General features: G+C 57.8%; 16 protein-coding genes. 13 read left to right on the top strand and 3 right to left on the bottom strand.

Annotation, left to right across the window (positions count from 1 at the left end; genetic code table 11):
* Positions 1 to 196: 196 nt before the first annotated feature.
* On the top strand, positions 197 to 1,099 hold the full coding sequence (gene gcvA / locus KHU29_RS20840; protein ID WP_211455246.1) for a transcriptional regulator GcvA: 903 nt from the start codon (positions 197 to 199) through the stop codon (positions 1,097 to 1,099).
* Entirely contained in the window at positions 1,096 to 1,503 is a 408-nt protein-coding gene (locus tag KHU29_RS20835; RefSeq protein ID WP_211455249.1) for an MOSC domain-containing protein, read from the top strand. The genes gcvA and KHU29_RS20835 overlap by 4 nt, the downstream gene beginning before the upstream one ends.
* A gap of 4 nt (positions 1,504 to 1,507) precedes the next feature.
* Here the strand turns inward: KHU29_RS20835 and KHU29_RS20830 are convergent, their stop codons facing one another.
* From KHU29_RS20830 to rsmD, 3 genes are all read right to left on the bottom strand, one after another.
* On the bottom strand, positions 1,508 to 1,786 hold the full coding sequence (locus KHU29_RS20830) for a YfhL family 4Fe-4S dicluster ferredoxin (protein ID WP_211455245.1): 279 nt from the start codon (positions 1,784 to 1,786) through the stop codon (positions 1,508 to 1,510).
* A gap of 102 nt (positions 1,787 to 1,888) precedes the next feature.
* A complete protein-coding gene (gene coaD, locus KHU29_RS20825; RefSeq protein WP_038485166.1) occupies positions 1,889 to 2,377 on the bottom strand; it encodes a pantetheine-phosphate adenylyltransferase in 489 nt (162 codons plus the stop codon).
* A 50-nt stretch (positions 2,378 to 2,427) separates the two neighbouring features.
* A complete protein-coding gene (rsmD, locus tag KHU29_RS20820; RefSeq protein WP_211455244.1) occupies positions 2,428 to 3,087 on the bottom strand; it encodes a 16S rRNA (guanine(966)-N(2))-methyltransferase RsmD in 660 nt (219 codons plus the stop codon).
* A gap of 314 nt (positions 3,088 to 3,401) precedes the next feature.
* Between rsmD and ftsY the strand changes: the two genes are divergently transcribed.
* The 11 genes from ftsY (at position 3,402) to KHU29_RS20765 (ending at position 12,997) form a co-directional block, all read left to right on the top strand.
* Complete coding sequence (gene ftsY, locus KHU29_RS20815; RefSeq protein ID WP_211455243.1) at positions 3,402 to 4,532, top strand: signal recognition particle-docking protein FtsY; 1,131 nt, start codon at positions 3,402 to 3,404, stop codon at positions 4,530 to 4,532.
* A 73-nt stretch (positions 4,533 to 4,605) separates the two neighbouring features.
* The gene (locus tag KHU29_RS20810) at positions 4,606 to 5,322 is read left to right on the top strand and encodes a cell division ATP-binding protein FtsE (protein WP_211455242.1); all 717 of its coding nucleotides are present in this window, start codon (positions 4,606 to 4,608) and stop codon (positions 5,320 to 5,322) included.
* Positions 5,319 to 6,245 (top strand): permease-like cell division protein FtsX, encoded by a 927-nt coding sequence (ftsX, locus tag KHU29_RS20805; RefSeq protein WP_211455241.1) that lies wholly within the window; start codon positions 5,319 to 5,321, stop codon positions 6,243 to 6,245. Before KHU29_RS20810 ends, ftsX begins: the two co-directional genes overlap by 4 nt.
* 21 nt (positions 6,246 to 6,266) lie before the next feature.
* Entirely contained in the window at positions 6,267 to 7,103 is an 837-nt protein-coding gene (locus KHU29_RS20800) for an AraC family transcriptional regulator (protein WP_211455240.1), read from the top strand.
* 100 nt (positions 7,104 to 7,203) lie between these two features.
* Complete coding sequence (locus tag KHU29_RS20795; RefSeq protein ID WP_211455239.1) at positions 7,204 to 8,163, top strand: DMT family transporter; 960 nt, start codon at positions 7,204 to 7,206, stop codon at positions 8,161 to 8,163.
* A gap of 37 nt (positions 8,164 to 8,200) precedes the next feature.
* Positions 8,201 to 8,740, top strand: a complete 540-nt coding sequence (locus tag KHU29_RS20790; RefSeq protein WP_343216085.1) for a hypothetical protein — start codon at positions 8,201 to 8,203, stop codon at positions 8,738 to 8,740.
* A gap of 131 nt (positions 8,741 to 8,871) precedes the next feature.
* Entirely contained in the window at positions 8,872 to 9,216 is a 345-nt protein-coding gene (locus KHU29_RS20785) for a DUF1840 domain-containing protein (protein WP_211455237.1), read from the top strand.
* Positions 9,216 to 10,112, top strand: a complete 897-nt coding sequence (locus KHU29_RS20780) for an alpha/beta hydrolase (RefSeq protein WP_246542386.1) — start codon at positions 9,216 to 9,218, stop codon at positions 10,110 to 10,112. Before KHU29_RS20785 ends, KHU29_RS20780 begins: the two co-directional genes overlap by 1 nt.
* 217 nt (positions 10,113 to 10,329) lie before the next feature.
* The gene (locus KHU29_RS20775) at positions 10,330 to 10,968 is read left to right on the top strand and encodes a LysE family translocator (protein ID WP_211455236.1); all 639 of its coding nucleotides are present in this window, start codon (positions 10,330 to 10,332) and stop codon (positions 10,966 to 10,968) included.
* A 53-nt stretch (positions 10,969 to 11,021) separates the two neighbouring features.
* Positions 11,022 to 12,332, top strand: coding sequence for a 16S rRNA (cytosine(967)-C(5))-methyltransferase RsmB (rsmB, locus tag KHU29_RS20770; RefSeq protein ID WP_211455235.1), 1,311 nt, complete (start codon positions 11,022 to 11,024; stop codon positions 12,330 to 12,332).
* Positions 12,333 to 12,430: 98 nt separating this feature from the next.
* Positions 12,431 to 12,997, top strand: coding sequence for a DUF4390 domain-containing protein (locus tag KHU29_RS20765; RefSeq protein WP_246542383.1), 567 nt, complete (start codon positions 12,431 to 12,433; stop codon positions 12,995 to 12,997).
* Position 12,998 lies beyond the last annotated feature (1 nt).

Here is a 12,998-nt window from a genome sequence, read left to right as displayed (position 1 = left end):
CGCTAAGTCGGGCGATGAACCGCCCGACTTAATCTGATATTCGTAGTCTTGAAGTCGCATTTTTTTGGTTTAAAAAAGTAGCTTTTATTAATATCGGTTTGTTTGGGACTTATTCAGACATTCCCTTATATGTGAATGAAATTAACCGATTGCATAACGAATTACAAAAACATATACAAGCAAACCCTCCGCCATCATGTTTGAAAGACTGCCACCAACCCAGACCTTGCGTGCCTTTGAAGCTGCCGCACGACTAGGCAACTACACCCGGGCCGGGGAAGAACTGCACCTGACGCACAGCGCCATCAGCCACCAGATTCGCGCCCTCGAACAGCGCATCGGACGCAAACTGTTCCAGCGCGAAGGCCGGCAAATGATACTGACCGATGGCGGCCGCCTGCTTGCAGAGGAAGTACGGCAAGCGCTACTGGCGCTAGACCGGGCGCTGCAGATAGGCAAAGTCGAACGCCAGCAAGCGGCACAAACCCTGCGCGTCAGCGTTTCGCCCTCGTTTGCCAGCGCATGGCTGGTGCCGCGGCTGGCCGTGTTTCACCAGCAACACCCCCATATCGACATCAGCTTACGCAGTACACACGAACTGAGCGAACTCGATTTCAGCGACGCCGACGTCGCCATCTGGTACGGTCGCACCGGCCACAAGAATTTCCGCTATCAACGCTTGCTGAACGAAGTGATTTTCCCGGTATGCAGCCCGGCGTTCAACGCCAGCCATCCCGCCATCGTACCTAAAGATTTACCCCGCTATCCCTTGCTGCGGTTTGCCCACCATGGCGGTTGGGAGCCATGGTTTGCCGCCGCCGGTATCCAGCAAGGCGAACCGCAAACCGGCCCGATTTACGACGACCCCATGCATCTGCTGGACGCCGCCGCAGCCGATCAAGGCATCGCGCTCGCCCGCAACTGCCTGGCCCACAACCATCTCACCAGCGGCCGCCTGATCCGCCTGTTCGACATCACCGCCCCTGCACGTGGCAGTTACTTCTCAGTCTCGCCTTTCGATACCCGGAAAGAGGCGGCAATCACTGAATTTCAGGACTGGCTGGGCGCGATCCTGACTGATGCAACGTTAAAGGAATAAAGACCGATGCGACCATCACCACGCTGACCTTATATCCGATCAAATCCTGCGCCGGGATAGATCTGCCGGCAGCAACTGTCACCGCCACCGGCCTCAGCCATCAGCACGTGCATGACCGCGGATGGATGGTAGTCGACAGCGCCGGCCACTTTCTATCGCAGCGCAGCCATGCAGTGATGGCGTTGATCGCGCCGGTTCTGCAAGCTGATGCGATGACCGTGCATGCGCCGGACATGCCGCCGCTTGAAATTGCGACTGCGCCGCTGGCTGCCGGATCGCTGCCGACCGTGGCAGTACAGATCTGGGACGACAGCGTCACTTTCGGCATCAATACGATATTGCTGGAGGGAGATGGCGAAGTCCTGCACATCGGGCAGGAAATCGAAGTAGAACTGGCGTTCTAGGGAGTTATTGCGTCTTGGCGGCGGATGATACCGCCAGCTCAGCCTGCAAGCGCTCGTACTTGGCTTGCAACTGCTCTTTGGATTCATGCCAGGCCGGATCCAGGGGGATGCAGCTGACCGGACAGACTTGCTGGCACTGCGGCTCATTGAAATGGCCGACACATTCAGTGCACTTGTGCGGGTCGATTTCGTAAATCAGCGGCCCCATGTAAATCGCACCGTTCGGGCACTCCGGCTCGCATACGTCGCAATTAATACAGTCGTCGGTGATCAATAAAGCCATTGCACTACTCTTTTTAAATCAAGTTGCCACGGGATCGACTGATCCCGCCTTACTACTTGCCGTTATTTTAATCCTGTTGGAGATTCGCCGCAGCGAAGCGCCTTAAGGTTGCTGTGCGTCCAGCTTTTCCTTCAGCCATTTTTCGACCGAAGGGAAGACGAACTTGGAGACATCGCCGCCCAGCGTTGCGATCTCGCGGACGATGGTGCCGGAGATAAATTGGTACTGGTCCGACGGCGTCAGGAACAGGGTTTCCACGTCAGGCAGCAGGTAGCGGTTCATGCCGGCCATCTGGAATTCGAACTCGAAGTCGGAGACGGCGCGCAAGCCGCGCACAATCACGTTGGCATCGTGTTGACGCACAAAATCCTTGAGCAAGCCGGAGAAACTTTCCACCTGCACGTTGGGATAATGGCCCAGCACCTCGTTCGCAATCGACAAGCGCTCTTCCAGAGAGAAAAACGGTTTTTTGTTTTTACTGTCGGCGACGCCTACCACCAACTTGTCGAACAATCCGGATGCGCGACGCACCAGATCTTCGTGGCCGCGTGTGAGCGGATCGAACGTTCCAGGATAAACTGCAGTGACCATCTTCTTCCCCTTGCACCCCAATCAGATCGCGCATTATGCCTGAATTTGCATCAGCCAGAATGCTCTTGCCTTTTCAACAAGTGGTAAAACACGCTACCAGCCTCATCGGCCCGCAGCAGTTGCCAGTCGTTCAGCCAGGGCGGTAAAGCGTCCTCTTGCAATGCGAATTCGGACTCCAGGTACAGCAAACCATGCTCGGCCAGCAAACCCTGGCATTGCGGCAGCACCTTTTCCAGCCAGCCCTGCTGATACGGCGGATCGAGGAAAATCAAATCGAAACGCGCAGAATCTGCAACGGCCTCAGTGCCAGCCTTGCTTAACCAGGTTACCGCATCGCTGCGCAAAATCCGCACCTGGCTGGCGTCCAGCTTGGTTTTGGTGGCTTCCAGCTGGCGTGCGGCCGGCGTGTTGTGCTCGATCATCGTCACTTCCAGTGCGCCACGGCTGGCGGCTTCAAACCCTAGCGCGCCAGTGCCGGCAAACAGGTCGAGGCAGCGGACCGTGCTCCAGTTGCCATCAAGCAAGTGTGTCAACCAGTTGAACAGGGTCTCTCGCACCCGATCCGGCGTCGGCCGCAAGCCTTCGCTATCCAATACCGCCAACGGCGTACGTTTCCATGCACCGCCGATGATTCGGACCTGGCGCGCCAATGGCGGCTTAATGGCATGCACCGGCGTCTTCGGTGTTTTTTTGTTGCTTGGCTTCTTCATTAATTCGTTATTAATTTTAATAAAAATGGGGAAATTTGCTGGAATTCCGTTAATAAGCAAGAACATATAAGTTATTTTAAGAGCACCGTCATTCCCGCGAAAGCGGGAATCCATGTTGAACTTAAAATGGATCCCCGCGTTCGCGGGGGCGACATGGCCAGGAGGGATAACGCCGCTGGGGCAGTGTTACGGACATCCTTCCTAATTTAACAGGCTGCGCTCTGATAGAATGCCGGAGATTGTACCTCTTGCGCAGCCAGCCCTGAAAAGCTGCTGCAACGCCCTATTTCACCGCCTTACAGATCAGGCCTCAGATGTTTAGTTTCTTCAAGAAAAAACCAAAACCCGAAGTTGTGCCCTTGCCAGAATCTTCTGCGCCAGCGGAATTAGTGCAGATAGAAAGATTGGAAACACCGGTAGAGAGCGCTGCTGACCTTACATCAGATGCGGAGCCTACTGCTGTCGTGAGCGCCGTGCCGGCTATCAAGGCCAAGGTCGAAACCGAAGCTGCAGCCGAAATCATCCCGGCGCCGGTGGCCGCTGAACAAAAACGCTCCTGGTTATCACGGTTGAAAACCGGACTGTCGAAAACCTCGTCCAACCTGAGTATCTTGTTCGTCGGCGCCAAGATCGACGACGACTTGTACGAGGAGCTGGAATCGGCGCTGCTGGTCTCCGACGCTGGCGTCGAAGCTACCCACTTCCTGCTCAACACCCTGAAAAAGAAGGTCAAGGAAGACAAGCTGACCGAAGCCACCCAGGTCAAGGCGGCATTGCGCAGCTTGCTGATCGATTTGCTCAGTCCTCTGCAAAAACCGCTGGTCCTGGATCAGCACCAGCCGCTGGTGATGATGATCGCCGGCGTCAACGGCGCCGGCAAGACCACCACCATCGGCAAACTGGCCAAACATCTGCAGGCCCATAAACAATCGGTATTGCTGGCTGCCGGCGATACGTTCCGCGCTGCCGCCCGCGAACAATTGACGATTTGGGGCGAACGCAATAACGTCACGGTAATCTCGCAGGAATCCGGCGATCCGGCTGCGGTGGCGTTCGACGCCGTGCATTCGGCGCAGGCGCGCGGCACCAATGTAGTCATGGTCGATACCGCCGGCCGCCTGCCGACGCAGTTGCACCTGATGGACGAACTGAAGAAGATCAAGCGCGTCATCGGCAAAGGCATGGCCACTGCACCGCATGAAATATTGCTGGTCATCGACGGCAACACCGGCCAGAACGCGCTGGCGCAAGTCAAGGCTTTCGACGATGCGCTGGGCCTGACCGGCCTGGTGATTACCAAGCTGGACGGTACCGCCAAGGGCGGCGTGCTGGCGGCTATCGCCACCACGCGCGCGATCCCGGTATATTTCATCGGCGTCGGCGAACAAATCGAAGACTTGCAACCGTTCGATGCTGCCGAGTTTGTGGATGCACTGCTGAGTTGATTTCGCAGTATTTAATCTTGAACCCTTTGATTTCGAACCATTTGTTATTGGACTATCGGACCCTAGCCATTCCATGATTGAATTCAACCAGGTCTCCAAAAAATATGCGCGTGACGTGGTCGCGCTGCGCGATATCACGTTGACGGTTAACAAGGGCGACCTGATTTTCCTGGCCGGTCCGTCCGGCGCCGGCAAAACCACGCTGCTCAACCTGATTGCAGCCATCGAGCGCCCTAGCAGCGGGACGTTGACTGTCAGCGGCGCCAACGTCGGCAAGTTGAAATCTTCCGGCCTGCCTTATCTGCGGCGCAATCTCGGATTGATCCTGCAACAGCAAAAATTGCTGCAGGACCGTACCGTGCTGGCCAATGTCATGCTGCCGCTGCTGGTTACCGGCGCCACTCGCGCCGAAGCGGAAAAGCGGGCCCGGGCGGCACTCGATAAAGTCGGCCTGCTGGACAAGGCGGCGACCGATCCGAAAGCCCTCTCGGGCGGCGAGCAGCAGCGCGTGTCTATCGCCCGTGCGATTGTCAACCGGCCGCAAATCATCCTGGCCGATGAACCGACCGCCAATCTCGATCGCGACAACGCCAACAAAGTACTGGATGCGCTCAGGTCGTTTCATGCGGTCGGCGTGACTTGCCTGATTTCTACCCATGACGAACAATTCCTGAACAGCGCCAACCGCGTGGTGTTCCTGGATCAGGGGCAGATTGTGGACCATTGGCAGAATTCAGCCTTAGTCAACAATAACAGCAGCAACAACGGCAATAGCGGAGGTGCAGCATGAAGAGCTGGCTGCGACAACATCTGTTTGCCATCAACGATGCTTTCACCCATCTGTTCAAGGCGCCCGGCGGCTTTGCGCTGAATGTGCTGGTGGTGGCGATTGCGCTGGCGCTGCCGTTTGGCGGCCTGACCTTGATAGAAAACGTGCGCCCGGTCTCGGAGCAACTGGCGGTAGAACCGGAAATCAGCGTCTTCATGGCGCTGGATGCGGCACGCGACAAGACAAGCGCACTGGCCAAGCCTATCGCGGCGATTCTGCAGCAACACCGCAGCTCGGCCAAAGTACTGTTCATTCCGCGTGAAGACGCCTTGATCAGTCTGAAAAACAAAACCGGCATGGACGACGCCCTGACCACGCTGGGCCAGAATCCTTTGCCGGATGCCTATGTGTTGAAGCTGGCCGGTTTCCACGATGCGCCAGACGCCGGGCGTATCGACACCATTGCGGCTGATCTGAAGTCCTTGCCCGGCGTCGATACCGTGCAAGTCGATTCGGAGTGGGTCAAGCGGCTGGCGGCGCTGTTGGGTATCTTGCGCCTGGTGCTGCTGTTCCTGGCGAGCACGCTGGCGGTGGTAGTGGTAGCCGTGGTGTTCAACACCGTGCGCTTGCAAGTGCTGACCCAGCGTGAAGAAATCGCCGTCGCCAAGCTGGTTGGCGCTACCGATGCGTTTATCCACCGGCCGTTTTATTACACTGGCGCGCTGCTCGGCCTGTGCGCCGGCGGCCTGGCCTTGGGTGCGGTGGCGTTTGGTTTGCAACCGCTGAACCAGGCGATTGCCGAATTCGCCCGTTTGTACGCATCCGAGTTCCGCTTGCTGCCGCTGAACTGGCTGGCTAGCCTGGTGCTGCTGGCGATCAGCGCTGGCCTCGGGTTGATCGGCGCATTGCTGTCGGTGCGGCGACATCTGGCGCGGCTCGCCTGAATCTGGAATCCGAGTATCCCCATGTTCCACCACCCGTCCGAATTCGTCACCTTCAAGACCAGCCCGCATCTGCCGGGCGTGGAATTGTATTCGGCACGGCTGGTCGATCACGCATTTGCGCCGCATGTACACGATGCGTATTCATTGGGCGCGATTGAAACCGGGGTCGAACGTTTCCGCCACAAGGGTTCCCAGCATCTGGCCCCGGCCGGTACGCTGGTGCTGTTGAATCCTGATGAACTGCACGATGGCCACGCCGAGATCGCCGCCGGCTGGACTTACCAGATGCTGTTTATCGAGCCGCAACTGCTGCGCGAACTGACCGGCAGCGAGGCTTACTTCCCGACTGCGACGGCCCACGACCCGGCACTCGCCGACAGTTTCCAGTTACTGTTCAAGCGCATGTGGCTGGCGCCGGACGACCTTGCTTTTGTATCGCATTTCACGGTATTGATCGACCAGGTAACGCGGCGCTATGGCAAGAATCTGCAGCCGGCTCCCACACCGGCTACCGGCCAGCCGCGCCGCATGCTGGCGATGCGGCGCGTACTCGATTGCATCGAGGCTAACCTGGACCAGACTTTGCACATCGACACTTTGGCGGCAGAGGCCGGCATGTCGATGTTCCATTTTGTGCGGGAATTTTCAGCCCAGTTTCACGCCACCCCGCATCAATACCTGCAAGCGCGCCGGACTACCCGCGCCAAGACCTTGCTGTCCCAGCGCAGCACGCCAACCGACGCCGCCGCTGCCGTCGGGCTGGCCGATCAAAGTCACCTGACGCGCTGGTTCAAGCGCGCCTATGGCGTCACGCCGGCGCAGTATCAACAGCAAATTGGTACAAGACCGCTAAGCTGAAGACGGGCATGATGAGTAAATTGTTATTGTTGTTACTTATCCTTGACCTCGACCTTGATTTTTCCATGCCATCTCTTCAATTAATTGCAGGGCCCGTGTCATGCTGATCGGCCTGTTATGCGCCTTGGGCGCAGGCCTGATGTGGGGGCTGGTGTTCATCGCGCCGCTGATGTTGCCCGACTACCCCGGCGTGATGCTGTCGTTCGGCCGTTATGTGGCGTTTGGCCTGATCGCGCTGGTGCCGGCTGTGCTTGACCGCAAGCGCATAATCGCGCTGACCCGGGCCGACTGGCGCGCCGCCCTGAAACTCTCGCTGATCGGCAACCTGTTGTATTACGCCGCACTGGCGACTGCGATCCAGCTGGCCGATGCGCCGCTGCCGACCATGCTGATCGGCACCTTGCCGGTGGTGATTTCAATTTTCTCCAACTGGTCGCCGGGCCACGGAGTGGAAAGCGTTGCCTGGCGCCGCCTGGCGCCATCGCTGGTGATCATCACGATCGGCATCCTGTGTGTGAACAGCGCCGAGCTGACGCATATGCGACTGGCGGGCAGCAACAACACGCGCTCGATTTCCGATTATGTCCTGGGCTGCCTGATTGCAGCGGCTGCAGTCGGTGCGTGGACCTGGTATCCGATTGTCAATGCCCGCTATCTGCGCGCCAATCCGCATATCAGCTCCTCCACCTGGGCTACCGCGCAAGGTTTGGCAACCTTGCCGCTGGCGCTGATCGGATTGTTCGGCTATGGCGCCTACCTGAAGCTGGCGGGCGGCTCCTATGCTTTCCCGTTCGGCCCGCGGCCGCTGCAATTTGTCGGCTTGATGCTGATCATCGGCCTGTGCGCTTCCTGGATCGGCATCCTGCTCTGGAACAAGGCTAGCCAGCACTTGCCGACTGCTCTGCTGGCGCAGCTGATCGTGTTTGAAACCTTGTCGGCCCTGCTGTATGCCTTCATTTTCCGCGATGCGCTGCCAGGCGTGCTGGTCATGGCAGGGATAGCGCTGCTATGCCTGGGCATAGTTTTCGGTGTGCGCACCTTTCAGCATCAGATACCATAGGGGCTGTTTCCATTTTCGCAGCCAACTGCGCTATCTCGTGAAATCTGCTCGCCTGTTTACCTACTGCTTGACCGCTTGCGCCCTGCTGGCGCTGGCGGCCTGCTCGCCCAAGTTCAACTGGCGCGAAGTCCGTAGCAAGGACGCTCCTTACAGCGTGTTACTGCCCGCCAAACCGTCGACCTTTGCCCGTTCTATCGATCTCGACGGCGTACCGGTGACGATGACCATGACTGCCGCCAAGGTGGACGACACGGTATTCGCGGTCGGCAGCGCCACCGTACCCGATGCCGCCAAGGCGCAAGCGGCATTGATCGCGATGAAAACCGCGCTGGTGAAAAATATCAAAGGCACCGTCAAGGCAGAGAAAACCACCACCGCCGCCAGCAATGCACAGGGCCTGTCAGCCAGTATCGACGTCGAAGCGGTCGGCGCCACGCCCGGCGGCAAGCCGGAAGTCTTGTTCGGGCATTTTGTCAGCAAGGACAAGGAAATCTATCAAGTCATCGTGATGGGCCCGGAAAAAGCCGTTTCACGGGAAAACGCGGAGACTTTCATTTCTTCGTTCAAGCATAATTAGCATTGTCGCCATTGAAAATCCCGGGTACCGTGCCAACACTGTAACCAGCAGTGACAGCAGTAGCGAGCACCTCAACAAAGGGGTATTCTGTACAATGTCTTCTTTCATCAAAAACAATATTCTGAGGTTCTATGTTAGTTACATTCAAATCCAAGGCATCGGCCGAAGTCACCATGTTCGAAAACGATGCAAAGCGCATCCTCGACCTGTTGCATAAAGACGTGAAAATCGGCGTGATCACCGCCGCAGAAGGAACTGCAGCGATTGCCCTGCTGGAAGCGGAAACATCGGAAAGCCGTGCGCACCCGATCTCCGACACCGTGCAGCACGACATCGCCGCCCATCACAACGAAGCCGGCGACGACAGCGGTCATGAGCCAGTGCAGACAGTCAACTTCGCCAACAAGATTTATCCCTTGCTGGAAATGCTGCGCGAAGCGCACAAGCACAATAACGACGTACTCTGGGGCGTCTGATGACCTCCGGTCTTGAGCAACAGCTTACGACCGAAGACGGCATTTCTCTCTCCGTTACCGACTGGCAGCCCGATACCGGGGTGCCGTTGGCAGGCAGTATCCTGCTGATGCATGGACTGGGAGAACATGCCGGGCGCTATGCCCATGTAGTACGCTTTTTCAATCGCTGCGGCCTGCTAGTGCGCAGCTACGATCACCGCGGCCACGGCCGCTCCGGCGGTCCGCGCGGCGATGTGCCCGACGAGACCGCCTTATTGCGTGACGCCAAGCTGGTGCTGGACGATCTCAGCCATCAGCAGCAGCGCTATCCGGAACTGGCGAACAGCGCTCCCTTGTTGTTCGGCCACAGCATGGGCGGCTCGTTCGCCGCACGCTTTGCGGTAGCCGGAATGTCGCCCTTGCGCGGCCTGATATTATCCTCGCCGGGCTTGGCCTTGCGCCTGAGCCGGATCCAATTGGGCTTGCTCAAAATGATGTCGGTGCTGGCTCCCGGCTTGGCGGTTCCCAATGGCCTGGATGTCAATCACCTGTCGCATGATCCGGCGGTTGCCCGAGCCTATAGCGGTGATCCTCTGGTGCACAACAAGATCAGCGCGCGCTTGCTGAACAGTATGCTGCTTTCAGGGAAATTCGCCCTTGGCCAGGCGCACACCCTGGCAATTCCGACGCTGCTGGTAATTGCCGGCGCCGACCTCATCATCGATCCCGACGGCAGCCGCCGTTTTTATGCTGCTTTGCCGCCCGCGATTGCCACGTTGCGCGACTACGACGGCATGTATCACGAAATTTTCAATGAAATCGGCGCCGAGCGGGTTTTTGCGGATGTCCGCCGCTGGCTCGATGCTCTGTACATACAGCAACCGCTGGCAGCATCAACCTCTGCTTTGGCAAACTGACATCGTCTCGCCTTAGTCGAGCAATTGCTTATTCGACATTGAATGTCTTTGCCGGCTAATCCGCTACGGCAAACAAATATTGCTGTCAAGAAATATTAAAATTTCGCCGAATTCCACCGAATTTCACCTTTGCCGCCACAATCGCTCCCTCAACTGTAGGTGAGCGACCATATCCCCGCTACAATCGCATTGTTACCATTCGCCTTGCTGCATCGTCATGATTTCCTTCGGCATAAATGATTTCGGCCTGTTCCTGATGGCTGTCCTGCTACTGAACGCCACTCCCGGCCCGGATACCGCTTATATTGTCGGCCGCAGCGTGGCGCAGGGACGCCGCGCCGGGTTACTGTCGGCGCTGGGCATTACGGTCGGCTGCTGCATCCACGCAACCCTGTCGGCCTTTGGCCTGACGGCGCTGCTGGCGGCCTCCGCCACCGCTTTTATGGCAGTCAAGCTGGCGGGCGGCGCTTACCTGATTTATCTCGGTATCAAGATGTTGCTCAGCAAGAAATCCAGCGTAGACGAAAAGATGCCGCAACTCGACCTGCGCTCGCACAAGACCATTTTTGTGCAAGCCTTGATTACCAATGTGCTCAATCCCAAGGTGATCTTGTTTTTCCTGTCGTTCTTTCCGCAGTTCGTGCGCCATGATTCGCCGCATAAGATCGCTGCCTTTTTGCTGCTGGGCGCGGTGTTTTCCATCGTCACGCTATGCTGGAACAGCGGCACCGCCATGCTGGCCGGAACGCTGACACGCCACGCCAGCAACAATCCGCAGATCAAGCATTGGCTGGAACGCACAGTTGGCGCCGCGTTTATTGCCTTGGGCATAAAACTGGCTTTGACCAAGAACTAATTTTAATAAACCAAAATCCCAACCATAATCCGCAGAATCGACTTGAACCACTTGTGACTTATTCGACCCTCAAAAAAGATTCTCTCGCCTTTAGCCTGTTAGGTGCGGCCCAAGCCATTGCATTAGTACGCGACGGTGCGGCGCTGCCGCAGGCGCTGACCCAGGTATTTGCGCAATCGGCCGCACCGGCGCCGACGCGCGGCGCCATTCAAGACATCGCTTATCGCACCATGCGCGGCATCGGCCGCGCGGAAACCTTGCTGGCCAACCTGGCGAGCCGTCCGCCGGAACCGACCTTGCTGCATTGCCTGCTGTGCGCCGCCTTATGCCTGCTGGCCGATGTCGACGATCCTGCATACGAGAATTTCACGGTGGTCGATCAAGCAGTCACTGCGGTCTCTTCCGATCCGCAAATGGCCCATGCCAAGGGCATGGTGAATGCCGTGCTGCGGCGTTTCCTGCGCGAGCGCCAGGCGTTGGTCGCGATTGCCGTCAAAACGCCGTTCGGCTTGTGGAATTATCCGGTCTGGTGGATCGACCGCATGAAAGCCGCCTATCCGCAGCAATGGCAAGCCATCCTCACCGCCGGCAATACGGCGCCGCCGCTGACCTTGCGCGTCAACCGCCGCAAAACCTCGGTAGCCGCCTATCTGGAAACGCTGGCAAGCCATTCTATAACGGCGCGCCAAATCGGCCCTGATGCGATCCGCCTGGATAACGCGCTACCGGTGGCTCAGATTCCCGGTTTCGAAGACGGCCTGGCGTCGGTGCAGGACGCCGCCGCGCAACTGGCCGCGCCATTGCTCGACCTGCAGGACGGCATGCGGGTACTGGACGCCTGCGCCGCACCTGGCGGCAAAACCGGTCATATCCTGGAGTCTGCCGATGTCGACCTGACTGCGTTGGACAACAATCCGAAACGCTTGCAACGCATCACCCAGAATCTGCAGCGCCTGCAACTGCAAGCCAAACTGCAACTAGGTGACGCCAGCCTGGGGAGCCTGGGCAATGACTGGTGGGATGGCGTGCCCTTCGACCGGATCCTGGCTGATGTTCCCTGTACCGCCTCCGGTATCGTGCGCCGCCATCCCGATATACGCTGGTTGCGACGCAAGACCGATACCGAACAACTTGCAACACTTTCGGCAAAGATTCTGGACAATCTTTGGCAGATGCTACGCCCGGATGGTAAATTGTTACTCGTAACATGTTCCGTATGGCCACAAGAATCAGAGGCTCAGGCAGTCGCTTTTGCCGAGAGAAACAATGCGCGCAGGCTACCCGCGCCCGGACAATTGCTGCCAACCGCCGATGGGGAACGTGATCATGACGGCTTGTTTTACGCACTGTTCCAGAAATGCTGAGGCTGGTAGCGCTTCGTAGCGCTGGTAGTCGTACATCCGCAGTGCTGACGCACTTCCGCAATAACTTTTTAACATAACCGAAACCAGTGACACGACCATTGCTTCAATTCATAAGATACTGGCTGCTGGCTTTGCTGCTGGCTTTGTCTTTTAGCCCTGCGTCCAGCTCTGCAGCAGATGGCGTTGAATTGAGTCAGGCCCATATCGAAGCCGGCGACGATGGCTACAAGTTGTCGGCAACGTTTTCATTCGATCTCAATCGCGGCCTGGAAGATGTGGTCAATCGCGGCGTCACGCTGTATTTCACGACCGATGTCGAACTGACGCGGCCGCGTTGGTACTGGTTCGACGAAAAGGCCATCACTGCAACCCAAACCATCCGCTTGCAATACAACGTCATCACGCGCCGTTATAACGTCGCCATCAACGGCAGTCTGCAACAGAGTTTCAACACGCTGGACGACGCCCTGTCGCTGATCCGCCGGCCAAGCCGCTGGCTGATCGCCGACAAGAGCGCTCTCAAGAGCGGCGAGGTGTACCGGGTCGCAGTGCGCATGGGCCTCGATCTGGGATTGCTTTCCAAGCCGTTTCAAGTCAACGCCCTCAACAATAGCGACTGGCGCTTTTCTTCCGACTGGAAGAGCTTCAACTACAGGGCGGAATAGC

Source organism: Collimonas antrihumi (assembly GCF_018304965.1).
Taxonomy (GTDB): domain Bacteria; phylum Pseudomonadota; class Gammaproteobacteria; order Burkholderiales; family Burkholderiaceae_D; genus Collimonas; species Collimonas antrihumi.
Note: the sequence above shows the minus strand (reverse complement) of the source record. Positions and strands in the feature narration are given on the sequence as shown.